The following is a 24,213-nucleotide window of genomic DNA, read 5'->3' as shown; positions in this document are numbered from 1 at the left end:
CGAGACTGCCCCCTACGATCGCCCCGGTCCCATAAGGTGGAGGCACCATCCCCGCCAACGATCACCGAAGGAGCACCGGCCGTGGGTTTCAGTTTCCGCAAGCGCAAGAAGATCGGCAGGAACAGTTGGCTGAACCTCTCCCGCTCGGGTGCCTCGGCGTCGACGAAGGTCGGTCCGGTCACCCTGAACAGCCGCAGCGGTCTGCGGGTGCGGCTGCCCGGCGGCTTCAACTTCCGCGGCCGCTGGAAGTAGAAAGTAGACGCCCTCAGCGGGGCAGGTGGAACAGGCCCGCCCCGTCCTGCTCCGCCAGACCGTCCTCCAGCAGGGAGAACAGGGCCCGCGAGCGCTGCGCCGCGTCCGGCCACACCACGTCGATCTCCGCCTGCGGAACCGGGTGTTCCGCGGAGCGCAGCACGCCCATGATCAGGCCGCGCACCTGCCGGTCGGTACCCGCGAACTTCTGCACCCGCTTCTTCGCCGCGGCCTGCTCCTCCTCGCTGGGGGCGGGGCTGCCGGCCTGCACCCAGGCGCAGTCCCCGCGCACCGGGCACATCCCGCACACGGGGTTCTTCGCCGTGCACACCAGGGCGCCCAGCTCCATCATGGCCACCGAGAACCGCGGGCCGTCCCCGCCCTCGGGCAGCAGCTCGGCGACCTGCGCCAGCTCGCGTTTCGACGCCGTGCCGGCCAGGAACCGGCCCTCGATGAGACGGCGGTGCACGCGGCGGACGTTGGTGTCCACCACCGGCACGTTGTGCCCGTAGGCGAAGCAGGCGACGGCGCGCGCGGTGTAGTCGCCGATGCCGGGCAGAGCCAGCAGCTCATCGACGTCCTCGGGCACGCGGCCGTCGTGACGCGACACGACGGCCCTGGCGCACTCGAGCAGCCGCAGTGCCCGCCGCGGGTAACCGAGCCTGCCCCAGGCCCGCAGCACCTCCTCGGGGGAGGCGGCGGCGAAATCGGCCGGGGTGGGCCACCGGTCCATCCACTCCCGCCACACGGGTTCCACCCGGGCGACCGGGGTCTGCTGGCTCATCACCTCGCTGAGGAGCACCCCCCAGGCGGAGGTGCCGGGCTCCCGCCACGCCAGGGGGCGGGAGTGGGCGGTGAACCAGGTGATCAGGCGCTGCTGCAGGGAACTGGACATGGTGCGACCAGTGTAGTGGTCCCCCTTGTGCACCCGATGGTTCGGCCGGTGGAACAATGGGGGCATGCCAATGTCACAGGTCGAGAAAAACCCCCAGGCCGTCTGGGAAGCACTGCAGGCGGGTAACGAGCGCTTCGTCACCCACCGGGAGGAGCGTCCGAACCAGGACTCCACGCGCCGGGTCGCGCTGCGCACCGGGCAGAGCCCCCGCGCCGTCGTGCTGTCCTGCTCCGATTCCCGCGTGCCCGTCGAGCTGGTCTTCGACGTCGGACTGGGCGACCTGTTCGTCATCCGCACCGCCGGGCAGATCATCGACCAGGCCGTCCTCGGTTCCCTCGAGTTCGCGATCGAGGCCCTCGACGTCGACCTCGTCGTGGTGATGGGCCACGAGTCCTGCGGCGCCGTGAAGGCCACGGCCGCCGCGCTCGAGGGCGACGCGATCCCCAGCGGTTTCCAGCGCGTGCTCGTGGAGAAGGTCGCGCCGTCGATTCTCGAGGCCCGCTCCCAGGGCATGAGCGGAATTGTCGACTATGAGCGGCAGAACGTCACCGAGACCGTCAACCAGCTGATGACGCGCGTCCCGCAGTTGCGTGAACGGCTCAACGACGGCCGCATCGGTGCCGTCGGCCTGCGTTACCGCCTGTCCGACGGCTGCGCCGAGACCGTGGTCACCTACGGCGTGGAGTAGACACGCGGGCAGCCCGGTTCCCGCTGGTGGGGCCGGGCAGGTTTTAGAGTGGGGGATGTGAGCAACCGCAGGAATCAGCGTCTCCCCGAAGAGATCTACGTCCGCCGCCGCGTCGCCGCCGCGGTGATCATTCTCGTGCTCGTGGCCCTGCTCGTGTGGGGCCTGGTGGCCCTGAACCGCGGATCCGACGACGAGGGCGGCACCTCCCCGGCCCCCACGACGACCGCCGAGGCCAGCCCCGCCTCCGACGCCTCCGCGGCCAGCGCGGCGGCCGACGAGACGACCGAGACCGTCGAGGCCGTCGGGGGCGCCGATCCCGCCGAGACCACCGACACCACCGACACCGAATCCTCCGCGGCCGTGGAAAGCTCCGAGAGCTCGGAGGCCTCGGCCAGCTCGGAGACCACCTCCCCGGAGGCGACCACGGAGCCCAAGGACTCCTGCGGGCTGTCCGACCTGCGGATCACCGCCACCAGCGACCAGCCCTCCTACGCGCCCGACGTGCAGCCGACCTTCTACATGACGGTGGACAATCCCACCGCCGCCGACTGCGAGATCAATCTCGACGACAACGTCCTGCGCTTCGAGGTCTACGACATGAAGACCAACCAGCGGATGTGGGCGGACACCGACTGCTACCCCTCCGTGGAGGACGGCACCCGCACCTTCCCGGCCGGCGAGGAGCGCCACTTCGAGGCCGTGTGGTCGCGCCTGGGCTCCGCGCCCGGACAGTGCAACAACCGCCAGCCGGTGCCGGACGGCAGCTACTACCTCCACGGCGTGATCGGCCAGAACCCCTCCAACGCCCACTCCTTCAACCTGGGCTGAGGGGCCACGGGCTAGCGGCGTAGTCGGCCGAGTCCCTCGTGCACGTGGCGGGCCCACAGCTCGCCCACGTTGTCGACGGCCGCGATATCCCCCTCGTCGGCCTTCAGCAGTGCCTTGAGGTCGTCGAAGACGGCGATGATCTTGTTCATCAGGAACATCTGCACCCGTGGGATGCGGGCGAGCACCCGGTAGCCGCGGGGCACGATCCACTGGCTGAGCGACTCCTCGGTGGCGGGCAGTCCCAGGATGCGAGCGACGTTCGCCGGCTTGAGCAGGTCGGCGTCGGGCAGCTCGTCGAGGGACGCGAGCGCCTCGGCGACGGCCTCGTCCGAGGGCGGGCCCGCCGAGACCAGATAGTCGCGCAGCAGCATCTCGATCTCGCGGTCATTGTCGCCGCGCAGTTCCGTCAGCTGCAGGTCGAGCTGGCGGCCGCTGGTGCCCAGCTCGAGGACGTCCTCGTCGATGTCGAGCGCGACCCGCTTGACCAGCAGCTCGCGCTGGAGCACGTTCACGGCGTCGGCCACGGTGGCGTAATTGTTGACCTCGGAGACGAACAGCCGCTGGTTGGCCACGTCGAGCCGGGAGCGGTACCGCTCCAGGGTGGCGATCGCCTGGTTGGCGCGGGTGAGGATCATCTCCGGCTCCACGAGCACGCGCCGCATCCCCTCGACGTAGAGGGTGATCACGTTCATCGACTGGCTCACCGCTATGACGGGCCGTCCCGACTGCAGGGCGGTGCGCTCGGCGGTGCGGTGCCGCATGCCCGACTCGTTGGTGGGGTAGGTCGGCGCCGGCATGAGCTGGACGTTGGCCCGCCGGATGCGGGTGCCGTCGGTGGACAGGATCACCGCGCCGTCCATCTTGGACAGCTCGCGCAGGCGGGTGGGGGCGAAGGGCACGTCGAACTCGATGCCGCCGTCACACAGCGAGATGACCTCGTCGGCGTCGCCCAGGACGATGAGGGCGCCCGTGCGGCCGCGCTGAACGCGTTCCAGGCCGTCGCGCAGGGCGGTGCCGGGGGCGAGTTGCTGCAGGGCCTCACGCAGGGTGGCCGACGACGTCGCGGAATCGCTCATGGGCACCCAGGTTACTATCCCGCGGTAGCCGTGGTGCGTGTGGTGTCAATGTTGCGCCTGTTGCGTGTGTTTCGTCGCGGGTCGCCACCGCTCCCGCCCCCGGGGGTCACGGCGGCGATGGCGTCGCGCAGGGTGGACACCTGGGTGACGTGCATGCCCTTCACCGTGGTCTCCCCGCCGTCGGGGACGATCGCGCGTTCGTAGCCCAGGCGGGCGGCCTCCGTGAGTCGGCGTTCCAGGTTGGGCACCCGCCGCAGCTCCCCGGCCAGCCCGACCTCGCCGATGACCACGGTCTTGGGCGGCAGCGGCTGCTCGTGCAGCGAGGACCACGTGGCCAGCGCGACGGCCAGATCCGTGGCGGTCTCGGTGATGCGCACCCCGCCCACGGTGGCCACGTAGGCGTCCTTCTCGTTGGAGCGCTCCCCGGCGCGGGCCTGCAGGACGGCCAGGATCATCGGCACCCGGTTCGAGTCCAGCCCGGTGACCACGCGCCGCGGGTTCTTGGCCACGGGGTCGACGGTCAGGGACTGCACCTCGGCGAGGATGGGGCGCACCCCGTCCATGGCGACGGTGACGGCGGAGCCGTCCGGGGTCATGCCGCGGTGGGAGAGGAACAGTCCCGACGGGTCCGGCACCTCCCGGATGCCCTCGCCGGTCTGCTCGAAGCAGCCGACCTCGTCGGTGGCGCCGAAACGGTTCTTGATGCCGCGCAGCATCCGCAGGCTCGACTGGCGGTCGCCCTCGAAGTTCAGGACGACGTCGACCAGGTGTTCGAGCACGCGCGGGCCGGCGACATTGCCGTCCTTGGTCACGTGCCCGACGAGCAGGACGGGGATGCCGGAGGTCTTGGCCAGGGTGGTCAGCGCCGCGGTCACCGCGCGGGACTGGGCCACGCCACCGGCCACGCCCTCCACGCCGGAGGCGTGCATCGTCTGCACCGAGTCGACGATCAGCAGGGAGGGTTTGAGCTGTTCCACGTGGCCGAAGACGATGTCCAGGTTCGACTCGGCCGCCAGGTAGAGGGTGTCCTTGAGTGCCCCGGTGCGCTCCGCGCGCACGCGCACCTGCCCCGCGGACTCCTCGGCGGTGACGTACAGCGCCTTGCGCGTGTCCGCCCCCTCGGCGTCGGGCTGGGAGGCCCAGCGGGAGGCGACCTCCAGCAGGAGGGTGGACTTGCCGACGCCCGGTTCACCCGCCATGAGCACGACCGAGCCGGGCACCACGCCGTCGCCGAGCACCCGGTCGAGTTCACCGATGCCGGAGGGCACGGAGGTGGACGCCACGGCGTCGACCCGCGTGATCGGGGTGGCCGGCGCGGTCGGCGTCAGCCCGGCGGGCACCTGCCCGGACACGGCCGCATTCGCCGCCGCCCCGGCCTTCGGGGCGGCGGCGGACTCGACGAGGGTGCCCCAGGAGCCGCAGTCCGGGCAGCGGCCGAGCCACTTGGGGGAGGAGTATCCGCACTCGGAGCAGGTGTGGATGGAGCGTGCCTTCTTTGCCATGGCCTCACTGTAGAACAGGGCCCGGACACGACCTCCCGCAGAACGCGCAACACCCGGATCCCTGCAGGTGGCAGGGAATCCGGGTGCGGGCTGGGAGGGGTCAGTGCTCCTCGGTCACGCGGCCCTCGCCCGGGCCGCGGGTGAGCTCACCGGCGTCGAGGGGGGTCGGGAAATCGACGGTCGCGTCCAGCTCGATGGTGCCCGAGTCGAAGGTGAAGACGACCGGGAGGTTGCCGCCGACGGCGAAGTCGTCGTTGGGCAGGGAGGTGGCGGTGTAGGAGATGCAGTCGACCTCCTCGGCCTGCGGCATGTCCTCGATGACCGGCTGGGAGGCGCCGACGAGGGAGCACTCGTGCTCCAGCGGCACGTTGTTGTCCAGCTGGACCTCGGTGCCGTCGACCTCGATCGACTCCAGGGTGTGGGTCTGCACGGCGTCGTCCTGGTTGATGGCCGTGAACTTGAGGGCGGCGTCGCCCTCCTCGCCGACGATCACGGTGACGTCGCGGACGGCGATCGCACCGTCCTCGGAGTCGGCCCGAGCGCCGTCCACGGCGGCGACCTGCGAGGAGGTCTGGGTGACTTGGCCTGCGGAGCAGGATGCCAGCGCCAGTGCGGACAGGGCGGCGGCGGAGACGATGCCGCCGCGGCGGGCGGCCGACTTCAGGGACTTCACGGGAGCGTCCTCCATCAGTTCTGTGATCATATAGTTGTTCGCCGCTTAACCTTAGTATCTTTCCCGTCCTTCCACACAGTTCCGGGGCTCGCCCGCATCCGGAGCGGGGGCAATGCGGGGGCGAATCCCGCGCCCCCTCGGGTCCCCGCCGCCCCCGCGGGGCCCAGGCGACCACGGGTCCGGATGAAAGTGCTGGTGGGGGGCGTGGTAGAATGCGAGTTCCAGTGTGCACGCGCAGGGCGGTCCGGAACACCATGAACACCATGAACACCGCCCCGCGGCGAACCAACAGCACCCAAGGGAGTGGGAATGGATTTCAAGGTCGGGGACACCGTTGTCTACCCTCACCACGGCGCAGCCGTGATCGCGGACATCGAATATCGCGAGATGGGTGGCGAGAACCTGGAGTATCTGGTCCTCCAGATCCACCAGTCCGATCTGGTGGTGCGCGTCCCCTCCAAGAACGCCGAGCACGTCGGTGTGCGCGACGTGGTCGGCGAGGAGGGCCTGCAGAAGGTCTTCGGTGTGCTGCGCGAGACCGACGTCGAGGAGGCCGGCAACTGGTCCCGCCGCTACAAGGCCAACCAGGAGCGGCTGGCCTCCGGTGACGTCAACAAGGTCGCCGAGGTCGTCCGCGACCTGTGGCGCCGCGACCAGGACCGCGGCCTGTCCGCCGGTGAGAAGCGCATGCTGGGCAAGGCCCGGCAGATTCTCGTCGGCGAGCTGTCCCTGGCCGAGACCGTCGACGACAAGAAGGCCGACGAGTTCCTCGCCCAGGTCGACGAGACCGTCAAGCGCCACAAGGGCGGCGGCGACGAGGAGAAGAAGGAGGACCTGGACGACGTCGACGTCGACCTGGACGACCTCTCCTTCGATGACGAGGACGACGACTAGACCGCCGTGGCGGAGGACAGCCGGAGGGTGATCGCCCTCGTCGCCGCCGCCGGGCGCGGCACCCGCCTGGGGGCGAGGGTGCCCAAGGCCTTTGTCACGCTGCGCGACCGCAGCCTGGTGGAGCGCTCCGCCCTCGCGATGGTCAACTCCGCGGTCGTCGACGAGATCATCGTGCTCGTCAGCCCCGACATGGCGGCCTTCGCCGCGGACCTGCTGCGCACCCGCGGGGTGCTCGACAACGGTGAGGTGCCCGTGCGTCTCGTCCACGGCGGCGGCGAGCGTGCCGACTCCGTGTGGGCCGGCCTGCAGGCCATCACCGATGACGACGCCGTCGTGCTCATCCACGACGCCGCCCGCGCGCTGACCCCGCCCGGCATGATCGCGCGGGTGGCCCACGCCGTTCTCGCGGGTGCCCCGGCGGCCGTCCCGGTCCTGCCCGTCGCCGACACGATCAAGGAGGTCGACGACGCCCGCCAGACGGTCGTCGGCACGCCCGACCGGTCGCGCCTGCGGGCCGTGCAGACCCCGCAGGGCTTCGACCTGGCGCGGCTGCGCCGGGCCAACGAGGCCTACTTCGCCGCCGCCGACCCCGGTTTCACCGCCACCGACGACGCCTCGCTGATGGAGTGGCACGGCGTGCCCGTGACCTGCGTACAGGGCGACCCGATGGCCTTCAAGGTGACCACCCCGATCGACATGATGCTCGCCCGCACCATCACGGACGAGGCCGAACCGACCATCTTCGAGGTGCCCAGTGACTGACCCCGCCCCCATCATCCCCCGCGTCGGCATCGCCACCGACGCCCACCGGATCGAGGAGGGAAAACCCTGCTGGCTCGCCGGCCTCCTCTTCGACGGCGCGCACGGCTGCGAGGGCCACTCCGACGGCGACGTCGTGGCGCACGCCATCGTCGATGCCCTGCTCTCGGCCTCCGGGCTCGGCGATCTCGGCTCCTTCGTCGGCGTGGGACGCGCCGAGTACGACGGGGTCAGCGGGGAGCGCCTGCTGCGCGAATGCCGGGAGCTGCTGGAATCACACGGTTTCGTCATCGGCAACGCCGCCGCCCAGCTCATCGGCCAGACCCCGAAGGTCGGCCCGCGCCGTCAGGAGGCCCAGGAGGTGCTCTCCGGCATCCTCGGCGCCCCGGTTTCCGTCTCCGCCACCACGACCGACCACCTGGGTTTCACCGGCCGCGGCGAGGGACGTGCGGCTGTGGCCACCGCCGTGGTCTGGGCGCCGTAGCACCATATCCCCGCCCTGACCGGGTGGGCGTCCGGCGCAGGGCATAAAGTTGCGTCCATGGAGATTCTGATCCGCCCGACGCCGGATGAGGTGGCCGCCACCGCCGCCGACATCCTCTCCGCGCACATCAGGCGTGGGGCCGTGCTGGGTCTGGCCACCGGCTCGACACCGCTGGCCACCTACCGCGAGCTCATCGACCGCCACCGCCGCGGTGAGCTCAGCTTCGCCGGGTGCCGGGCGTTCCTGCTGGATGAGTACATCGGCCTGCCGCCCGGGCACGTGCAGAGCTACCACCACACCATCCGCAACGAGTTCACCTCGCACATCGACATCGACGACGCCGCCGTGCACAGTCCCGAGGGCACGGATCCGAGGCCCTGGGAGGCCGCAGAGCGCTACGAGCGCGCGATCACCGACGCCGGCGGGGTCGACGTCCAGCTGCTGGGGATCGGCACCAACGGCCACATCGGTTTCAACGAGCCGGCGACCTCGCTGAGCTCGACGACCCGCATGGAGACCCTGCACCCGCAGACCGTGGCGGACAACGCCCGCTTCTTCGACTCCGAGGACGAGGTGCCCACCCACGCCCTGACCCAGGGGCTGGGCACCATCCTGCGTTCGCGGCACGCGGTGCTGCTGGCCACGGGCGTCGGCAAGGCGGAGGCCGTGAAGAAGCTGGCCGAGGGGCCGTTGACCGCCGCGGTCCCGGCCTCGTCGCTGCAGCTTCACCCGCGGGCGACGGTCATCGTCGACGAGGAGGCCGGCGCCCTGCTGAGCGAGAAGGACTACTACCGCTACATCGAGGCCCACCGCCCGTCCTGGCAGGGTCACGACGGTCTGCCGGTCGATGACGCGCAGTAACCGCCCCGGCCGGGGCGGCCACCGCGGCAGGCGGTGTCCATGGCCTCGTCTAGACTGGCAGGCGTGACACTACGCATCTTCGACACCGGCACCCGCACGCTCCGCGACTTCGTCCCCGTCCGCGAGGGACACGCCTCGGTGTACCTGTGTGGCGCCACGCCGCAGTCGCAGCCGCACATCGGCCACGTGCGTTCCGGGGTCGCGTTCGACATCCTGCGCCGCTGGCTGCTGGCAAAGGGTTTCGACGTCGCGTTCGTGCGCAACGTCACCGACATCGACGACAAGATCCTCACCAGGGCCGCCGAACACGGCCGTCCCTGGTGGGAGTGGGTGTCCACCCATGAACGCGCCTTCACCTGGGCCTACGAGCAGCTCGGCGTGCTCCCGCCGTCGGTGGAACCGCGGGCGACGGGGCACGTGACCCAGATGGTCACCTACATGCGGCGACTGATGGACAACGGCTTCGCCTACGAGGTGGACGGTTCCGTCTACTTCGACGTGAAGGCCTGGGTCGACGCCGAGGGCAGCGACTACGGCTCGCTGTCCGGCAACCGCGTCGAGGACATGGAGCAGGGCGAGGCGGACAACCGCGGCAAGCGCAACCAGCTGGACTTCGCCCTGTGGAAGGCCGCCAAGCCCGGCGAGCCGTCCTGGCCCACCCCCTGGGGCGAGGGCCGTCCCGGCTGGCACCTCGAGTGCTCGGCGATGGCCACCTGGTACCTCGGCGGCACCTTCGACATCCACGCGGGCGGGCTGGATCTGCAGTTCCCGCACCACGAGAACGAGATCGCCCAGGCCCACGCCGCCGGCGACGGCTTCGCCAACTACTGGATGCACAACCACTGGGTGACCATGGCCGGCGAGAAGATGTCCAAGTCCCTGGGCAACGTACTCTCCGTGCCGCACATCCTCGAGCTGGTCCGCCCCGTGGAACTGCGCTACTACCTCGGCTCCGCCCACTACCGCTCCGTGCTCGAGTACTCCGAGGAGGCGCTCAAGGAGGCCGCCGCCGGGTACCGCCGCATCGAGGACTTCCTCGCCCGCGTCGGCGAGGTGGCGGTCGGGGAGTGGACCCCGGAGTTCGGGGCGGCCATGGACGAGGACATCTCCGTACCCAGGGCGCTCGCCGAAATCCACAACGCCGTGCGTGCCGGCAACACCGCCCTGGCCGCCGGTGACCGGGCCGAGGCGGAACGCATCGCCGGAACCGTGCGCGCCATGACCGGCGTGCTCGGCGTCGACCCGCAGTCGGAGACCTGGGCCACCGGGGCGTCGGCAAGCGACGACGCCCTGACCGCCCTCGACGTCCTCGTCCGCGCCGAACTCCAGCGCCGCACCGAGGCCCGGTCCGAGAAGGACTGGGCCACCGCCGACGCCGTGCGCGACCGCCTCACGGCCGCCGGCATCGAGGTCACCGACACCCCCGACGGCCCGCAGTGGTCGCTCAAGAACTAGAAGGAGCCACCCCATGGCAAAGAATCACGGCCGCCCCGGTGTCCGCAAGACCAACAAGAAGGGCGCCGCGAAGGGCTCCGGCGGGCAGATCCGCCGCGGCCTGAAGGGCAAGGGTCCGACGCCGAAGGCCGAGGACCGCGTCTACCACGTCGCGCACAAGCGCAAGAAGGAGGCCGAGCGCCGCGCGCAGGGCCGCCACTCGCGCGAGTCCACCACCGAACTCGTCGTCGGCCGCAACCCGGTCATCGAGTGCCTGCACGCCCGTGTGCCCGCCACCGCACTGTACGTCGCCGAGGGCGCCAGCAACGACGACCGCCTCTCCGAGGCCGTGCAGACCGCCGCGTCGCGGTCCATCCCGCTGATCGAGGTGCCGCGCCACGAGCTGGATCGCATGACCGGCAACGGCATGCACCAGGGCATCGGCCTGCAGATTCCGCCGTACGAGTACACGGAGGTCTTCGACCTGATCTCCTCGGTCAAGGACCGGGGCGAGGACGGCATGATCGTGGTGCTCGACAACATCACCGACCCCCGCAACCTGGGTGCGGTCATCCGTTCCGTCGCGGCCTTCGGCGGCCACGGCGTGGTCATCCCCGAGCGCCGCTCCGCCTCCGTGACCGCGGTGGCCTGGCGCACCTCCGCCGGCACCGCGGCCCGGCTGCCCGTGGCGCGGGCGACCAATCTGACCCGTACCATCAAGGAGTTCCAGCAGAACGGCTACCAGGTCGTCGGCCTCGACGCCGGTGGCGAACACACCCTGGACACCTACGACGGCGGCGCCGGTCCCGTGGTCATCGTCGTCGGTTCCGAGGGCAAGGGCATCTCGCGCCTGGTCAAGGAGAACTGCGACGTGATCATGTCCGTGCCGATGACCGACTGGGTCGAGTCGCTGAATGCGTCAGTGGCCGCAGGCGTGGTCCTGAGCGAGTTCGCGCGGCAGCGGCGGGCGGCGGTTTCGCGCGGGGAATAGGGCCCGGATCCGGGTGCGGGCCCGGGGAGGCGGTCGGCGGAGGGTCGGCGAGGGGCCGGTGGGGTCGGTGGGTCAAATCCACGCAGATCCTTTCAAAAGTCCCCGAACTCCGAGAATTCGCAGCCTCTCTGCGTGGATTTGATCGGTTCTGAGGCTCCCGAGTAGCACCCTGCCGGATTGTCTGCGATCTTGGAGGCATGAGCAAGGTCGGGGGGCCGTTACTTCATACCGCGGGGATGACGCGGGCCGAACGCAGCCGCATCGGTCGGCTGCATGCGAAACAACAACTGGTGAGGGTGTCTCCGGGGGTTTACATGGATGCCCGGCGCTACCACGGTCTCAGCCGAGAGAAGCAGTGGTTGGCGTGGGTGGTCGGACATGCCGCGTCGTCACCGTCCTCTGCCGTCGTCGGTCGCACGGCGGCGCGCATCGTCGGCATGCCACTGAACGGCAGGGAGCGGAACCCGCAGGTGGAACTCGCCGGGGAGAGCAGGTCGGGAGCGGGGCGCCGGAAAACGGTGCTCTACCGGTCGTTGCCTGACCACCTGCGGGACCGCGTGCTCGCCTACCCGACGGAATTCGGGACCGTGGATCTCACCCATCCGGCACAGACCGGAATCGACCTCGCCCGCTGGCACACCCTGGAGGACGCGGTACTCGGCCTGGACCACGGGCTGCGGCAGGGGTGGTTCAACGAGGGGGACCTGGAGCGGCTGCTGCGGTGGGCGGGTCCGTTGCTCCGGATCGGGAGATCCCGGCGGGCAGCGGCCTTGGCAACGCCGTTCTCGGAGAGCCCACGGGAATCGGCGCTGAAGGTGGCGATGTGGCGGAAGGGACTGCCCGCGCCGTACCAGCAGGCCGTGATATACGACTTATGCGGTGAGGACATCGGTCGCATCGACTTCTTCTTCGGGGATGTCGGACTGGGGGTGGAGTACGACGGCCGGGGCAAGTACGAGGGGGAGTTCGGCGAGGCACCCGACAGCGTGAGGCGTCGGGAGATGCACCGGCAGAAGAGACTGCTGCGTGAAGGGGTGGTGCTGGTGCGCATCGACCAGGACAGCTTCCGTGACGGCAGCGGAGTGCGCGAGGTGTGCAGGATGTACGAGCACCTCGTCCGCCAGAATTACACGATCCCAGATCGGCAGTGGGAGGCCGGCGGCCTGGCGTGGCACTGAGGGGGTGGGAGCGGGGCAAATCCACGCAGGTGAACCCCGAAGAGCGGCGCACGGCAGGGTTTCCGGCCCTGGTGCGTGGATATGACCGGACGCCCGACGTCCGGGCCCCGCGGCGGACCGCGGACCTACCCCAGCCCGAAGAACTCCGCCATCACGTCGGCTGCCACGAAGGAGTCCGTGCCGGTGCCCAGCCGCGTGTCGACCTCCTTGGGCGAGGGGACCACGTGCCCCATGCCCTCGACGGTCCACAGCTGCACGGGCGGGTGGCCCTCGCGGGACCACTCGTCCACCACGACGTCGTCGGCGAAGCGGGTGCGTGTCCGGTCCCCCTCATCCAGCCCGTTCAGCCCCGCGAAGTAGGCGGCTGACTCCGGCGCGGAGGTCACGGCGCCGCGGGAGCGGGCGGCGTCGAAACCGGCGTCACCGCCGGAGTAGGGGACCAGCGTGTCCTCGGTGCCGTGGATCGCCAGGTACGGGGTGGGGGCGGTCCCGCGCAGCGGCAGGCCCGGGGCGAAGTTGTCCGGGGTGGGCATCGTGGCGGCGAAGGTGGCCGCGCCGGCGAACAGACCGGGCGCGTCGTGGAGGAGGCGGATGACCATCTGCCCGCCGTTGGAGTAACCGGAGACGTAGACACGGGAGCGGTCGACGTGAAAGTCGGCGACCATGCGTTCGATGATCTTCCCGGTGAAGCCGACATCGTCCACGCGGAGCTGCCGGGTGCGCTCGTTGAGGTCCCGGCGGGCGTCGTTGAAGTGGTGGTGCACGCCGTCGGGGTAGACGAGGATGGTGCCGGTGCGCAGGGCGATGTCGTCGAAGCTGCGCCCGGTGAAGGTGCGGGCGACGCGGCCGGACTGGAGGGAGCCGTGGAAGAAGAACAGCAGCGCCGGGTGCTCGGGCCGCTCGGTCGGGGCGACGACATGGAAGATGCGGTCGCGTCCCTGGTGCTCGAGGGTCAGTTTCTGGGCGGAATAGGTGGCCACGTCACTCACGAGAGAGATTGTAGTTTATCTCTCACTCTGCGCCCAATGGGACGTGATGCGAACAGTCCTGAATCACAACCGCTGCGGACGCGCGGGCGGCGGATCCTCCGGGTGGCAGTGCTCGACGGCCGCGTCGTCGGGCACCGCGGTGGACTCGGAGGCGTTCCCGGCGGGCGCCGGTACGACGACGTCCGCACGCCGGGCCGCGGCCACCTCGTCGCGACTGGCCCGACGCCCGCGCCGCCACCCGACCAGTCGGCAGAGAAGGTAGATCACAAAGGAGATGGTCGTGACGAACACCGAGACCGGCAGGCCGGGAGCCAACGACAGGACGAGGCCACCCACGGCGGCGATCTCCGCGAAGAGCACCGACCACGCCACGGCCTTCACCGGCGAGGAGGTGATCTGGACGGCGGCCGCGCCGGGTGTGATCAGCAGCGCCATGACCAGCAGTGCGCCGACGATCTGCACGGACTGGGCGGCGGTCAGGCCGACGAGTACCGCGAAGAGCAGGGAGAAACCGCGCACGGGCACGCCCGCCGCCTGCGCCATCACCGGGTCCGCGGAGGCGAACAGCAGCGGCCGCCAGAACAGCCACACGGTGCCCACCACGAGCACGGCCACCAGTCCCAGCAGCCACACCGACGTGCCGGACACGCCGACGATCTGGCCGGTCAGCAGCGAGAACGCCGTCGAGGAGTTGCCGGGGTAGAGGTGGATGAACAGCACGGACAGGCCGAGGCCGAAACTCATGACCACACCGATGGCACTGTCCTGCTGCCGGCGCATCCCCAGCAGTGCGAGCAGCAGTGCGGCGACGATCGAGCCGACGACCGCGCCGCCGCCGATGTTGAGCCCGAAGAGCAGGGCCGCGGCCGCGCCCATGAGGGCGAGCTCGCTGGTGGCGTGGACGGAGAACGACATCTGCCGCAGCACGATCAGCGGGGTCATCACCCCGGAGAGCACACCGAGGATGGCGGAGGCCAGCAGCGCCTGCTGCACGAACCCGACGGTGAACAGGTACTGGGTGTCGGCGAGCATCTGGGCGAAATCCATCAGATCACCACCATCCGGCCGTTGACCTCGACGACGTCGACGCGGGTGTTGTACAGCCGGGACAGCACGTCCGAGCGCATGACCTCGTCCACGGTGCCGAGCGTGTGCCCGCCCGGGGCGAGGTAGAGCACCCGGTCGACCACGGAGAGCACCGGGTTGATGCCGTGGGTGACGAACAGCACCGAGGTTCCGTGCTCGCGTCGCCGCCGGTCGAGCATGTCGACGGTCGCCTGCTGACGCGCCAGGTCGAGGCTGAGCAGCGGCTCGTCGGCCAGCAGGATCTGCGGGTCGTTCGCCAGCGCCTGCGCCTGCCGGATGAGCTGCTGCTGGCCGCCCGACAGGGTGCCCACGCGGCGGTCCGCCAGGCCGGCGGCGCCCACGGACTCCAGGAGGGCGTCGACCTCCGCACGCTGCGGGGAACGCCGCTTCACGACGCCGTGGGCCAGCGCGAGCGAGGCCAGGTCGCGGGCGCGCATGGGCAGCTCGCCGGGGAACATGCGCTGCTGGGGGATGTAGCCCACGCGGGCGTCGACACGCACCTGCCCGCGGGTGAGGCGGCGGGTGCCGAGGACGGCGCCCAGCAGGGTGGACTTGCCCACGCCGTTGGGGCCGAGTACCGCGATGAACTCCCCGGGTCCGATGTCAAGGTCGAGGCCGGACCAGAGGGGGTCCACCGCGGCGTCTGAGAAGCTGACGAGCATTGTGCCGATCCTAGGCCGATCCCGCGCCGGTCGCCTGTGCGAGTTCCTCGACGACTCGGGAGAAGTAGCCGAGGAAGTTCTCGCCCTCCGGCGGGGTCTCGCGGATCTCGACGACCGGGACGCCCGCGTTCTGCGCCTCCTCGCGCAGGCGGTCGGTCAGATCGGTCATCGTCTGCGGGTTGTGGATGAGCAGGTCCAGGCCGCCGTCGGCGATGAGTTCCAGGAAGGCGGCGAGGTCGGCGGCGGAGGGCTCCGAGTGTGACAGCGAGGTCGCGCGGTAACCGTCCGGGGTGACCTCCTCCATCGCGGTGTGGGCCAGCAGGTGGTCGGCGATCGGCTCCGTCTGTGCGACGCGCTGGGCCGGCAGCTCCTGCAGGGCGGTCTCGACGGTCGCGAGCTGTCCGGAGAGTTCCGTGGCGTCGGCTCCGGCGGCCGGGTCGAGGGTGTTCACGGCCGCCGCGATCTGCTCCGCCACGTCCGTGACGGCCGCCGGGTCGTACCAGACGTGCTCGTTGGCCTCGGCCGGGCCGTGGTCGTGGCCCTCGTGGGAGTGTTCGTCGTGACCGTGGTCGTGTCCGCCGGACAGGGGCAGGGCGTGGATGAGCTCGGCGTCGTTGTCCTCGCCGACGGCGTCGTAGAGCCAGGCGTCGTATCCGCCCCCGCCGACGACGATGATGTCGGCGTTCTCCACGCGCGCCATGTCGGCGGCCGAGGGTTCGAAGGAGTGCGGGTCGGCGTCCTGGTCCTGCACGATCGGGGTGATCTCGACGGTGCCCGGATCTACGACGGCGGCGGCGACGTCGCCCCAGATGGCGGTGGAGGTGACGATGGACGGACCTTCCCCGCTCCCCTCGCCCCCATCTGCGGTGTCAGCGGCCTCCCCGCTGGCGGAGCAGGCGGCGGTGAACAGGAGGGAACCGGCGAACAGGGACGCGGCGGCGGACTTGGCGGTCGTGGCGGCTGGGGCGGGGAATGGGGTCATGTCCCAAATCAAACGCCTATTGGAAATAATTGTCAACATGAAAATCTATTGAAAACGGGACCGCGGGGCGGGGCTGATACATTCATGGACATGGTCAAACGCGCCCGTCCCGGCGGCACCCTCGCTTCGCTGGCCGCTGAACTCGGGGTCTCGCGCACCACCGTCTCCAACGCCTACAACCACCCGGACCAGCTCTCCGCGGCCCTGCGCACGAGGATTCTCGCCGCCGCCGAGGCGCGCGGCTACCCCGGCCCCGATCCGACCGCCCGCTCGCTGCGCACCCGGCGCACCGGATCCGTCGGCGTCCTGCTCACCGAGCACCTGTCCTACGCCTTCGAGGACTTCGCCTCCGTCGACTTCCTCGCCGGCATGGCCAGCTTCTCCGAGGAGTCCTACGGCGCCGAGTCCACGCTCACCCTCATCCCCGTCGGCCCCGAGACCGCCGAGGACGAGGCCACCGCCGCCGCGCTGGTGGGGCGCGCCGTCGTCGACGGGTTCGTCGTCTATTCCGTCGCCGAGGACGATCCGTACCTGGCCGCCGCCCGCGCCCGCCGTCTGCCGCTGGTGATCTGCGACCAGCCCACCCACATCCCGGATCTGCCGTTCGTGGGCATCGACGACCGCGCCGCCATCGCCCCGGCGGTCCGCGCGCTCGTCGAGGCGGGGCACCGCAACATCGGCATCCTCACCATCCGTCTCGACCGCGTGCGCCACGACGGGCACGTCGACCACGCCACGCTGCCGGCCGCGGGCATGCACGTGCAGCGCTCGCGCGTCCTGGGCGCGCTCGACGTGCTCGCGGACGCCGGCCTCGACCCGGCGAGGGTGCCCGTGGTCACCCGGCACATCAACGACCGTGCCAACTCAGTCGACGCGGCCCGCGAGTTGCTCGAGACCCATCCGGGGCTCACGGCCGTGCTGTGCACCACCGACTCGATGGCCTTCGGCGTGCTCGAGTATGCCCGCGACCGTGGCATCAGGGTGCCGGAGGAGCTCTCCGTCACGGGTTTCGACGGCATTGAACTGGCGCTCGTGCGTGGGCTGACCACGGTCATCCAGCCGAACAAGGCGAAGGGCGCGGCCGCCGGGCACCTGCTGCAGCAGCTCATCGACGACCGTGTGGGGGACCGGGCGAGCGAGGATCCCGCGCCGCGCAGACTGCTGGCGACGTCCTTCCACCCCGGCACCACCGTCGCCGCGCCGCGGGAGGGGTAGCGGGGGTTAGCCGCGCAGCCCGAACTCCGGGTCGCGGCCGATGTGGGCCATCAGGCGCACGTCCGCCCGCGCGTCCTCTGGGACCGGGTGGGCGGGGCCGAACTGGCCCGACTCGCGCAGACGCTCGCCCAGGGACTCCAGGCCGGCGAGATTGCGGGCCGCGAACTCCTCGTCGAGGCGGACGTCGTGGCCCTGCGAGCGTCCCAGATCCCAGGTGTGCATGAACACGTCCGGGATGAAGAAGCCCCGGGTCGCCTGCTCCACCGTCTGCCCCTCGTCGGGACCGGCGGTGAACTGCGCGCCGGAACGCTCCGGATCGTCGAGCAGGGCCTGGGTGGCCGAGACCAGCTCGGTCCACGCCTCCGCCGGATTCTCGCGGGCGTCGGTCCTCAGTCCGAGGTCCACACCCGCATTGCGTAGATTGGCCGGGTACCAGGTCGCGAGGTGGGCGACGAGGTCGCGGGCGGTCCACTCGGAGCAGGGGGTCTGCGCGTCCCAGTCGTGCACCCGCAGCACCTCGGCGGTGAAGCTGGCGGCCACGGCCCGGAAGCGGGCCGGGGTCTCCGCCGGGATACCGGTGTGGGCCGTGCGGGCGTCCGCGAGGTCGGTCAGGACGCGGGCCACCTCGGTGGTGTCGGCCACGCGCACGCTGGCGGCAGTGGCGCCCTCGCCGACCTTCACACCGAGGTCATGGTCGGCGAGCACCCGGAAGCCGTTCTCGTCGGTGGCGTCATCGCCGATGAACAGGGTGCGGGTGGCGCCGACGCGTTCGCGCTCCGCGGCGAGCCAGGTGCCCTTGGTGAACTCAGCGGCGGAGAACTCCACGATGTTCTTGCCGTAGGTGATGTGGGCGCCGCCGTGGTCGATCTCGGCCACCCGCTCGAGGATGTTCCGCGCGGCCTCCGGATCCTCCTCGGCCACCTTGGCCACGTGGGCGACCCGCTGGTACGGCTTGACCTCGAGTTCGGCCTTGGGGTGGGCGGCCAGGATCCGGGTGAGTGAGTTCTCGATGTGGGCCAGGTGCGCGCGCATGTCCTGGGTCAGCGGCAGGCTGCCGGAGGCGGATTCGGCGCCGTGGGAACCGACCAGGTTCACCGGGGTCCGCAGCGCACAGACCTGCGTGAGACCGTCGACGTGGCGGCCGGACAGGATGGTCACCGTCGTGCCCGGCAACCCGGCCAGGCGTGCGAGGGCGGCCAGGGAATCGGTGTTGACGGGCACGGCGTAGGGATCGGGGACGAGGTCGGCGAGGGTGCCGTCGAAATCGGCGACGACCAGCAGTTGATCGGTGGCGGCGAGGTCGGCGAACGTGGTGATCGAGGTGGTCATGCCCCCGAATCTACCGGGGGTCAGCCTCAGACGGCGGACAGGCGGATGACCGGGCGGTCCACCAGCTCCCCCTGCCGGGTGAGCACCAGCTCGACCTCGGATTCATGGCGCAGGTCGTACGCGGTCTCCGGGGCCAGCAGGTCGGTCAGATCCTCGTGGACGGAGCGCACGGTCCCCTGGCAGCTGTCGTCGGGCACCTCGATCTCGACGGCCTCGAAGGTGACGGCGTCGGCCTCCCGGGCGCGCGAGGGATCGCCCCCGCGGGTGAAGCTGACCGTCCCCTGGATGGGGGCGCAGCCGGTGGAGCCGGTGACGGTCGCCTCGCCGAAGATGAGCTGGGCGCGGCCGGCGGCGGCGTCGGGAAGCATGCCGGGATCCTCCGGGGTGGTCCACAGGCCGGTGATCTGCCAGGTGGAGCCGGCCACGGCGGTCTCCCGGTCCCCGCAGGCGGACAGGACCGGGGCGGTGGCCAGCAGCGCGGCCGACAGTGCCGCGAGCGCCCTCCGGCGCGGGGTCGTCATCGCGGCTCCGGCTCCCCGTCCGAGTCGCCGGTGGAGTCGGCCTGCGCGAGGCAGTCGAGGAAGGAGCTCGCCCACAGGTCCACGTCGTGGGTGGTCACCTGCTCATGCATGGCCAGCATGCGCTCCCGGGTGGCCTCCGGGGCGTCGTCGAGATCCCAGACGGCGTTGAGGATGGCGCGCTTGACGGACTCCAGGTCGAAGGGGTTGCACAGGTGGGCCTGCTCCAGCTCGACGGACGCGCCGGCGAACTCGGAGAGCACCAGCGCGCCGGAGCCGTCCGGGTGGGTGGCCACGTACTCCTTGGCCACCAGGTTCATGCCGTCCTTGAAGGAGGTGACGAGCATGATGTCGGCCATCGCGTAGTAGGCGCCCAGCTGCGACTTCGGCATGGAACGGTGCTGGTAGTGCACCACCGGGTTGCCGATGGTGCCGAAGTGGCCGTTAATGCGGCCGACGGCCTCCTCCACCTGGGAACGGGCCACGCGGTACTGCTCGATGCGCTCCCGCGAGGGGGTGGCGACCTGCACCAGCACGACCTCCTCCGGGTCGAGTGCGCCGGACTCCAGCAGCTCCTCGAAGGCGAGCAGGCGCTGGAGGATGCCCTTGGTGTAGTCGAGGCGGTCGACGCCGAGCATCACCGTCTTCGGTTCCCCGAGCTCCGCGCGCAGTTCCGCGACGGCCGCGGGATCGGCGGGGCCGATGGAGTCGACGTCGATGGAGATCGGGAACGCGCCGACACCCACGCGACGGCCGTCCGAGGTGGTGATGTGGGCGCCGATCTCCCGGGTGGCGGCGGCGCCCTCGACCCGCAGCTCGTCGGGCTGCCCGATGTGGGAGCCGGACGGACCGCTGACCTGGCGGGCCAGGTCCAGGAAATTGGCGGCGTTGGACTCGTTGTGGAAGCCGATCAGATCCGCGCCCAGCAGGCCGCGGACGACCTCCTCCCGCCACGGCAGCTGGCGGAACAGCTCCGGGCCGGGGAAGGGGATGTGCAGGAAGAAGCCGATCTTCAGGTCCGGGCGCAGCTGGCGCAGGATGCCCGGCAGCAGCTGCAGCTGGTAGTCCTGCACCCACACGGTCGCGCCCTCGGCGGCCACCGCGGCGACCTCGTCGGCGAAGCGGAGGTTGACCTCCCGGTAGGCCGACCACCACTCGCGGTCGTAGATCGGGGGCACGATCAGGTCGTGGTACAGCGGCCACAGGGTGGCGTTGGAGAAGCCCTCGTAGAAGCCCTCGAAGTCGGCGGCGGTGAGCCTGACCGGGTGCAGGAGCACGCCGGCGTCGGTACGGAAGGGCTCGAAGGTCTCGTCGGCCACACCGGGCCAGCCCACCCAGCAGCCCTGGTGTCGTTCCAGGACGGGGGAGAGGGCGGCGACGAGGCCGCCGGGGCTGGGGGCCCAGGTGCTGGTGCCGTCGGGTTCGGTGGTCAGGTCAACCGGCAGCCGGTTGGCCACCACCACGAAACTGTTGTCGCCGCTCATACAGGTGATCAGGCCTTCTTGGTGGTCTTCTTCGTCGCCTTCTTGGCGGTGGTCTTCTTGGTGGTTTTCTTCGTGGTCTTCTTGGCGGTGGTCTTCTTGGCGGCCTTCTTGGTGGTCTTCTTCGTGGCCTTGCGGGTGCGCTTGGCCGTCGTCGGCTGCGCATCCTCGTGCTCGGCGGCGACCTTCGAGTAGACCAGGCCCTCCGGCTCAACGCCGAGCATGCACATCAGCGTCACGCCGTCCAGGAAATCCTGGGAGTAGGTGGCGACGATGCGGCGCGCGCCAAGGGCGGTCTCCTCCTCCACGGCATGCAGCGCCTCGGCGGTGGGACGGGTATCGGTGACCTTGGGCGGCACGTGATCCTCCTGGGGACGGTCGGGAACTTCGGGGACAGGTGCGGTGGCGGGGACGAGCACTGGGCCGCGGCCCGGTCAACGGGTGGGCGTCCACAGGGGAATTCGTCCCCGTACGGGGCACAGTAGAAACCCCATTCTACGCTACGGGCCGGGGGATTTGCGCACCCGGCGCCGTGCGACGGGGTTGCGCTGGGCCACCTGCTGGAAGGAGAAGCGGCGGGCGGCCCGGAAGTAGCGGTAGGGATTCAGCGTCGGCGGGCGGCGTAGGCGACGGGCGATCCACTCGCCGAGCACCACGCCCGCGGCCAGGCCGGAGGCGATCGCCAGCGCCGTCGCGATATTGGTGAAGCCGATGAGCATCTGCTCGTTGAGGGCGGCGTACATGCCGCGGTAGACCGACAGTCCCGGCAGGAACGGGGTGATGCCCGCGATGGCGGTGATCAGCGGCGGGATGAGGAAGCGGCGGGCGAGCAGACCGCCGGCCAGGCCGATGATGATGGCGAAGACCGCCGAACCAATGACGGAGCCCACCCCCATCGGCAGGAGCAGGAAGTAGTAGAAGGCGGAGCCGGCCGTGCCGGTGATGCCCGAGAGCAACACCGACGACCACTCGGCGTAACTGGCGATCGCGAAGCCCGCCGCGGCGAAGCCACCGCTGATCACGCGCACCGTCGTCGAGGTGAAGTTCGGGGCCGCGATCGCCTCCAGGGGAGGCAGCGTGACACCGAACACCGCCGAGAGCTGGATTCCGATGCCCACCCCCGCGACGATGCCGCCGGTGAACAGCAGCGTCTCGAAGAACCGCGCCGAGGCCGTTACCGGCGCGCCCGTGATGCCGTCCTGCAGGGACTGCACCAACGTCAGTCCCGCGAGCAGGACGACGATGCCCGAGGCGATGATCTGGCTGGGCAGGATCTGCAGGCCGTAGCGGGCGGCGACCCCGTAGATGATGGCCGCGGGCATGGTGGCGATGATGCCGCCGAAGACATTCTGGAAGAAGTACGGCAGGCTGTGCCGGGACAGCCAGGTGTTGATCATCATGATCAGCATGGAGGTCAGGGACGAGATGGCGGCGACGAACACCCCACCGCCGAGCATCACGGCGATCGCCGCACCGAACAGTCCCCAGCCCGTGATGGAGGTGAGCGTGCCGTAGGCGGGCGGGGTGGCGGCGAGCTCGTCGAGGATCTTCTCGGCGACGTCGGGCGGGGTGGCGCCGGCCTGGATGGAACGGATCAGGCGGTCGACCTCGGAGAGCTTGGAGAAGTCGGTCGACAGGGAACGGACCACCCGGAACACGTTGACCGGGGTCTTCTTCGTGGTGCCGATGTTCGTGAAGATCGTGATGGTGTTCATCGTGATGTCCACGTGGCAGTAGTGCAGGCCGTACGCGGAGGTCACGGCGTGAATCTGGGTCTTGGTGTCCGAGTTCGAGGTGCCGGAGGACAGCAGGATGTCACCGATGCGCGCGGCCAGGTCCATGACGCCGGCGACCTGCGCGTAATCGGTGAGGTCGATCGGCGCGAGCGGGGACGGCGGCGGTGCGGACCGCGCGGCGTCAATGGTGGCGATGCGCCCGGTACCGGTGAAAAACGAGCCGATTCTCTCGAACAGCGTGGACACGTGGGCGATCTACCTCGGTCGGAGAAGGGGGTGGTGAATGACAAAAACACACATTAGCCTGTGCCTTTGCCGCGCGCACACGGCTTTCCGACGCCCGTCCGGCCCACCGCCGTACGCTGCGGCAACGCCGCACGCGGAGGGGTTTTCCGGTAGGCGCGCGACCTCGGGTAGCATCTGACAACGTGCCCGCCCGTGCGCGGCGGCACGTGCTGGAGTGGCGCAATCGGTAGCGCAACGGTCTTGTAAACCGTAGGTTGCGAGTTCAAGTCTCGTCTCCAGCTCCGCAACCGCCGACCGGTGATCTCACCGGCCGGCGGTTTTCCGGTGACCGGGGCGGGGTGCGGGAACTGCCGGTGGTGCCGGGCGCGGATTGCCGGTACAGCTTCCCACCTGCGGGTCACCCCCCTTCCGTAGAATGATGTCCGCACATGCAGCCCCGTTCGGAAGGAACTCAAGACATGGCAGACATCCGGGTCGCAATCGTCGGCTACGGCAACCTCGGCCGCTCAGTGGAGAAGCTGATCCAGCAGCAGCCCGACATGGAGCTGGCGGGGATCTTCTCCCGGCGTGATTCGCTCGACACGCTGGATCCGGACACCCCGGTGCTGCCGTCCGCCGGGTTCGCCGAGCACACCGACAAGTTCGATGTGGCCCTGCTGTGCCTGGGCTCCGCCACCGACATTCCCGCGCAGGCGCCCGAGTTCATCGCGCACGCCTCCACCGTGGACACCTACGACAACCACCGCGACATCGCCCGCCACCGTGCGGAGATGGACAAGGTGGCCAAGGCCGCCGGCACCGTGGCCATCGTGGCCACCGGCTGGGATCCGGGCATGTTCTCCCTGAACCGCACGCTGGCCAAGGCCATCCTGCCCACCGCCCAGCAGCACACCTTCTGGGGTCCGGGTCTGTCGCAGGGCCACTCCGACGCCCTGCGCCGCATCGAGGGTGTGCGCAAGGCCGTGCAGTACACCATCCCCAGCGAGGACGCCCTCGGGTCCGCCCGCCGCGGCGAGGCCGGTGACCTGGACGGCAAGCAGGCCCACGTCCGCCGCTGCTTCGTCGTCTGCGACGCCGCCGACGAGGAGCGCATCGAGAACGAGATCCGCACCATGCCGGACTACTTCGTGGGCTACCAGGTCGAGGTCAACTTCATCGACGAGGCCACCTTCGACGCCGAGCACACCGGCATGCCCCACGGTGGGCACGTGGTCACCGCGGGCGACACCGGCGGTTTCACCCAGTCCATCGAGTACACCCTGGAGCTGGAGCGCAACCCCGACTTCACCGCGGCCGTCCAGATCGCCTACGCCCGTGCCGCCCACCGACTGCGCGAGGCCGGCGAGTCCGGCGCCTACACCGTCCTGGAGGTCGCCCCCTACCTGGTGTCGCCGACCTCCCTGGACGAGCTGATCACCCGCGACGTGTAGCGCGGGCACAGGTGCGGACACGGG

25 protein-coding genes and 1 tRNA gene are annotated in these 24,213 nt (G+C 70.4%); 13 read left to right on the top strand and 13 right to left on the bottom strand.

What is annotated here, in order from left to right:
• The first annotated feature begins 81 nt into the window (after positions 1-81).
• Positions 82-252 carry a DUF4236 domain-containing protein gene (locus A605_RS15115; protein WP_015401839.1) on the top strand — a complete coding sequence of 57 codons (171 nt, stop codon included), beginning with the start codon at positions 82-84 and terminating at the stop codon, positions 250-252.
• A gap of 13 nt (positions 253-265) precedes the next feature.
• Here A605_RS15115 and A605_RS12345 read toward each other — a convergent pair whose 3' ends face one another.
• A complete protein-coding gene (locus tag A605_RS12345) occupies positions 266-1,147 on the bottom strand; it encodes an HhH-GPD family protein (RefSeq protein WP_015401838.1) in 882 nt (293 codons plus the stop codon).
• A gap of 64 nt (positions 1,148-1,211) precedes the next feature.
• Between A605_RS12345 and A605_RS12340 the strand changes: the two genes are divergently transcribed.
• Together A605_RS12340 and A605_RS12335 are read left to right on the top strand one after the other, a co-directional pair.
• A complete protein-coding gene (locus tag A605_RS12340) occupies positions 1,212-1,835 on the top strand; it encodes a carbonic anhydrase (RefSeq protein ID WP_027004404.1) in 624 nt (207 codons plus the stop codon).
• Positions 1,836-1,892: 57 nt separating this feature from the next.
• Positions 1,893-2,663: a hypothetical protein gene (locus A605_RS12335; RefSeq protein WP_015401836.1), complete on the top strand. Its 771-nt coding sequence runs from the start codon at positions 1,893-1,895 to the stop codon at positions 2,661-2,663.
• Positions 2,664-2,674: 11 nt separating this feature from the next.
• Here A605_RS12335 and disA read toward each other — a convergent pair whose 3' ends face one another.
• The 3 genes from disA to A605_RS12320 all read right to left on the bottom strand — a co-directional run bounded on the left by disA (position 2,675) and on the right by A605_RS12320 (position 5,929).
• Positions 2,675-3,739 (bottom strand): DNA integrity scanning diadenylate cyclase DisA, encoded by a 1,065-nt coding sequence (gene disA / locus A605_RS12330; RefSeq protein WP_015401835.1) that lies wholly within the window; start codon positions 3,737-3,739, stop codon positions 2,675-2,677.
• 14 nt (positions 3,740-3,753) lie between these two features.
• Complete coding sequence (gene radA, locus A605_RS12325; protein ID WP_015401834.1) at positions 3,754-5,241, bottom strand: DNA repair protein RadA; 1,488 nt, start codon at positions 5,239-5,241, stop codon at positions 3,754-3,756.
• A 100-nt stretch (positions 5,242-5,341) separates the two neighbouring features.
• Positions 5,342-5,929, bottom strand: a complete 588-nt coding sequence (locus A605_RS12320) for a hypothetical protein (protein WP_034990937.1) — start codon at positions 5,927-5,929, stop codon at positions 5,342-5,344.
• A 294-nt stretch (positions 5,930-6,223) separates the two neighbouring features.
• Here A605_RS12320 and A605_RS12315 point away from each other — a divergent pair, with 294 nt between their 5' ends.
• The 7 genes from A605_RS12315 to A605_RS14870 all read left to right on the top strand — a co-directional run bounded on the left by A605_RS12315 (position 6,224) and on the right by A605_RS14870 (position 12,515).
• Positions 6,224-6,808 (top strand): CarD family transcriptional regulator, encoded by a 585-nt coding sequence (locus A605_RS12315; RefSeq protein WP_015401832.1) that lies wholly within the window; start codon positions 6,224-6,226, stop codon positions 6,806-6,808.
• Positions 6,809-6,835: 27 nt separating this feature from the next.
• Positions 6,836-7,570 carry a 2-C-methyl-D-erythritol 4-phosphate cytidylyltransferase gene (gene ispD / locus A605_RS12310; protein ID WP_015401831.1) on the top strand — a complete coding sequence of 245 codons (735 nt, stop codon included), beginning with the start codon at positions 6,836-6,838 and terminating at the stop codon, positions 7,568-7,570.
• Positions 7,563-8,051 (top strand): 2-C-methyl-D-erythritol 2,4-cyclodiphosphate synthase, encoded by a 489-nt coding sequence (gene ispF, locus A605_RS12305; protein ID WP_015401830.1) that lies wholly within the window; start codon positions 7,563-7,565, stop codon positions 8,049-8,051. The genes ispD and ispF overlap by 8 nt, the downstream gene beginning before the upstream one ends.
• Before the next feature lie 57 nt (positions 8,052-8,108).
• A complete protein-coding gene (gene nagB / locus A605_RS12300) occupies positions 8,109-8,912 on the top strand; it encodes a glucosamine-6-phosphate deaminase (protein ID WP_015401829.1) in 804 nt (267 codons plus the stop codon).
• 63 nt (positions 8,913-8,975) lie between these two features.
• Positions 8,976-10,367, top strand: a complete 1,392-nt coding sequence (gene cysS / locus A605_RS12295; RefSeq protein ID WP_015401828.1) for a cysteine--tRNA ligase — start codon at positions 8,976-8,978, stop codon at positions 10,365-10,367.
• 13 nt (positions 10,368-10,380) lie between these two features.
• The gene (gene rlmB, locus A605_RS12290) at positions 10,381-11,337 is read left to right on the top strand and encodes a 23S rRNA (guanosine(2251)-2'-O)-methyltransferase RlmB (RefSeq protein ID WP_015401827.1); all 957 of its coding nucleotides are present in this window, start codon (positions 10,381-10,383) and stop codon (positions 11,335-11,337) included.
• 314 nt (positions 11,338-11,651) lie between these two features.
• The gene (locus A605_RS14870; RefSeq protein WP_149029439.1) at positions 11,652-12,515 is read left to right on the top strand and encodes a hypothetical protein; all 864 of its coding nucleotides are present in this window, start codon (positions 11,652-11,654) and stop codon (positions 12,513-12,515) included.
• A 125-nt stretch (positions 12,516-12,640) separates the two neighbouring features.
• Here A605_RS14870 and A605_RS12280 read toward each other — a convergent pair whose 3' ends face one another.
• From A605_RS12280 to A605_RS12265, 4 genes are all read right to left on the bottom strand, one after another.
• Positions 12,641-13,504 carry a CE1 family esterase gene (locus A605_RS12280; protein ID WP_015401825.1) on the bottom strand — a complete coding sequence of 288 codons (864 nt, stop codon included), beginning with the start codon at positions 13,502-13,504 and terminating at the stop codon, positions 12,641-12,643.
• 63 nt (positions 13,505-13,567) lie between these two features.
• Positions 13,568-14,551, bottom strand: a complete 984-nt coding sequence (locus A605_RS12275) for a metal ABC transporter permease (protein ID WP_015401824.1) — start codon at positions 14,549-14,551, stop codon at positions 13,568-13,570.
• On the bottom strand, positions 14,551-15,252 hold the full coding sequence (locus tag A605_RS12270) for a metal ABC transporter ATP-binding protein (RefSeq protein ID WP_015401823.1): 702 nt from the start codon (positions 15,250-15,252) through the stop codon (positions 14,551-14,553). Before A605_RS12270 ends, A605_RS12275 begins: the two co-directional genes overlap by 1 nt.
• A 10-nt stretch (positions 15,253-15,262) precedes the next feature.
• Positions 15,263-16,234 (bottom strand): metal ABC transporter solute-binding protein, Zn/Mn family, encoded by a 972-nt coding sequence (locus A605_RS12265; protein ID WP_015401822.1) that lies wholly within the window; start codon positions 16,232-16,234, stop codon positions 15,263-15,265.
• Between the two features lie 90 nt (positions 16,235-16,324).
• On the opposite strand from A605_RS12265, the gene A605_RS12260 reads away from it, so the two are divergent.
• Positions 16,325-17,449: a LacI family DNA-binding transcriptional regulator gene (locus A605_RS12260; RefSeq protein ID WP_027004407.1), complete on the top strand. Its 1,125-nt coding sequence runs from the start codon at positions 16,325-16,327 to the stop codon at positions 17,447-17,449.
• 6 nt (positions 17,450-17,455) lie between these two features.
• Here A605_RS12260 and otsB read toward each other — a convergent pair whose 3' ends face one another.
• The 5 genes from otsB to thrE all read right to left on the bottom strand — a co-directional run bounded on the left by otsB (position 17,456) and on the right by thrE (position 22,759).
• Positions 17,456-18,778: a trehalose-phosphatase gene (gene otsB / locus A605_RS15110; protein ID WP_015401820.1), complete on the bottom strand. Its 1,323-nt coding sequence runs from the start codon at positions 18,776-18,778 to the stop codon at positions 17,456-17,458.
• 26 nt (positions 18,779-18,804) lie between these two features.
• Positions 18,805-19,299: an META domain-containing protein gene (locus A605_RS12250; protein ID WP_015401819.1), complete on the bottom strand. Its 495-nt coding sequence runs from the start codon at positions 19,297-19,299 to the stop codon at positions 18,805-18,807.
• Positions 19,296-20,780, bottom strand: coding sequence for an alpha,alpha-trehalose-phosphate synthase (UDP-forming) (locus A605_RS12245; RefSeq protein ID WP_015401818.1), 1,485 nt, complete (start codon positions 20,778-20,780; stop codon positions 19,296-19,298). The genes A605_RS12250 and A605_RS12245 overlap by 4 nt, the downstream gene beginning before the upstream one ends.
• Positions 20,781-20,788: 8 nt before the next feature.
• On the bottom strand, positions 20,789-21,136 hold the full coding sequence (locus tag A605_RS12240; RefSeq protein ID WP_015401817.1) for a hypothetical protein: 348 nt from the start codon (positions 21,134-21,136) through the stop codon (positions 20,789-20,791).
• 141 nt (positions 21,137-21,277) lie between these two features.
• Positions 21,278-22,759 carry a threonine/serine exporter ThrE gene (gene thrE, locus A605_RS12235; protein WP_015401816.1) on the bottom strand — a complete coding sequence of 494 codons (1,482 nt, stop codon included), beginning with the start codon at positions 22,757-22,759 and terminating at the stop codon, positions 21,278-21,280.
• Positions 22,760-22,967: 208 nt separating this feature from the next.
• Between thrE and A605_RS12230 the strand changes: the two genes are divergently transcribed.
• Both A605_RS12230 and A605_RS12225 read left to right on the top strand, forming a co-directional pair.
• A tRNA-Thr gene (locus tag A605_RS12230) sits at positions 22,968-23,040 on the top strand.
• Positions 23,041-23,217: 177 nt separating this feature from the next.
• Positions 23,218-24,189, top strand: a complete 972-nt coding sequence (locus A605_RS12225; protein WP_015401815.1) for a diaminopimelate dehydrogenase — start codon at positions 23,218-23,220, stop codon at positions 24,187-24,189.
• The last annotated feature ends 24 nt before the right edge of the window (positions 24,190-24,213 follow it).

The organism is Corynebacterium halotolerans YIM 70093 = DSM 44683, assembly GCF_000341345.1.
Lineage (GTDB): Bacteria > Actinomycetota > Actinomycetes > Mycobacteriales > Mycobacteriaceae > Corynebacterium > Corynebacterium halotolerans.
This window is presented reverse-complemented; position numbering and strand designations above follow the sequence as displayed.

What these genes read in the sequence shown, in the direction of transcription:
- A605_RS12345 (WP_015401838.1), bottom strand. Translation starts at nt 1,147, where the DNA reads ATGTCCAGTTCCCTGCAGCAGCGCCTGATCACCTGGTTCACCGCCCAC.
- A605_RS12340 (WP_027004404.1), top strand. Translation starts at nt 1,212, where the DNA reads ATGCCAATGTCACAGGTCGAGAAAAACCCCCAGGCCGTCTGGGAAGCA.
- disA (WP_015401835.1), bottom strand. Translation starts at nt 3,739, where the DNA reads ATGAGCGATTCCGCGACGTCGTCGGCCACCCTGCGTGAGGCCCTGCAG.
- radA (WP_015401834.1), bottom strand. Translation starts at nt 5,241, where the DNA reads ATGGCAAAGAAGGCACGCTCCATCCACACCTGCTCCGAGTGCGGATAC.
- A605_RS12320 (WP_034990937.1), bottom strand. Translation starts at nt 5,929, where the DNA reads ATGGAGGACGCTCCCGTGAAGTCCCTGAAGTCGGCCGCCCGCCGCGGC.
- A605_RS12315 (WP_015401832.1), top strand. Translation starts at nt 6,224, where the DNA reads ATGGATTTCAAGGTCGGGGACACCGTTGTCTACCCTCACCACGGCGCA.
- nagB (WP_015401829.1), top strand. Translation starts at nt 8,109, where the DNA reads ATGGAGATTCTGATCCGCCCGACGCCGGATGAGGTGGCCGCCACCGCC.
- rlmB (WP_015401827.1), top strand. Translation starts at nt 10,381, where the DNA reads ATGGCAAAGAATCACGGCCGCCCCGGTGTCCGCAAGACCAACAAGAAG.
- A605_RS14870 (WP_149029439.1), top strand. Translation starts at nt 11,652, where the DNA reads ATGGATGCCCGGCGCTACCACGGTCTCAGCCGAGAGAAGCAGTGGTTG.
- A605_RS12275 (WP_015401824.1), bottom strand. Translation starts at nt 14,551, where the DNA reads ATGGATTTCGCCCAGATGCTCGCCGACACCCAGTACCTGTTCACCGTC.
- A605_RS12270 (WP_015401823.1), bottom strand. Translation starts at nt 15,252, where the DNA reads ATGCTCGTCAGCTTCTCAGACGCCGCGGTGGACCCCCTCTGGTCCGGC.
- A605_RS12265 (WP_015401822.1), bottom strand. Translation starts at nt 16,234, where the DNA reads ATGACCCCATTCCCCGCCCCAGCCGCCACGACCGCCAAGTCCGCCGCC.
- A605_RS12260 (WP_027004407.1), top strand. Translation starts at nt 16,325, where the DNA reads ATGGTCAAACGCGCCCGTCCCGGCGGCACCCTCGCTTCGCTGGCCGCT.
- otsB (WP_015401820.1), bottom strand. Translation starts at nt 18,778, where the DNA reads ATGACCACCTCGATCACCACGTTCGCCGACCTCGCCGCCACCGATCAA.
- A605_RS12250 (WP_015401819.1), bottom strand. Translation starts at nt 19,299, where the DNA reads ATGACGACCCCGCGCCGGAGGGCGCTCGCGGCACTGTCGGCCGCGCTG.
- A605_RS12245 (WP_015401818.1), bottom strand. Translation starts at nt 20,780, where the DNA reads ATGAGCGGCGACAACAGTTTCGTGGTGGTGGCCAACCGGCTGCCGGTT.
- A605_RS12225 (WP_015401815.1), top strand. Translation starts at nt 23,218, where the DNA reads ATGGCAGACATCCGGGTCGCAATCGTCGGCTACGGCAACCTCGGCCGC.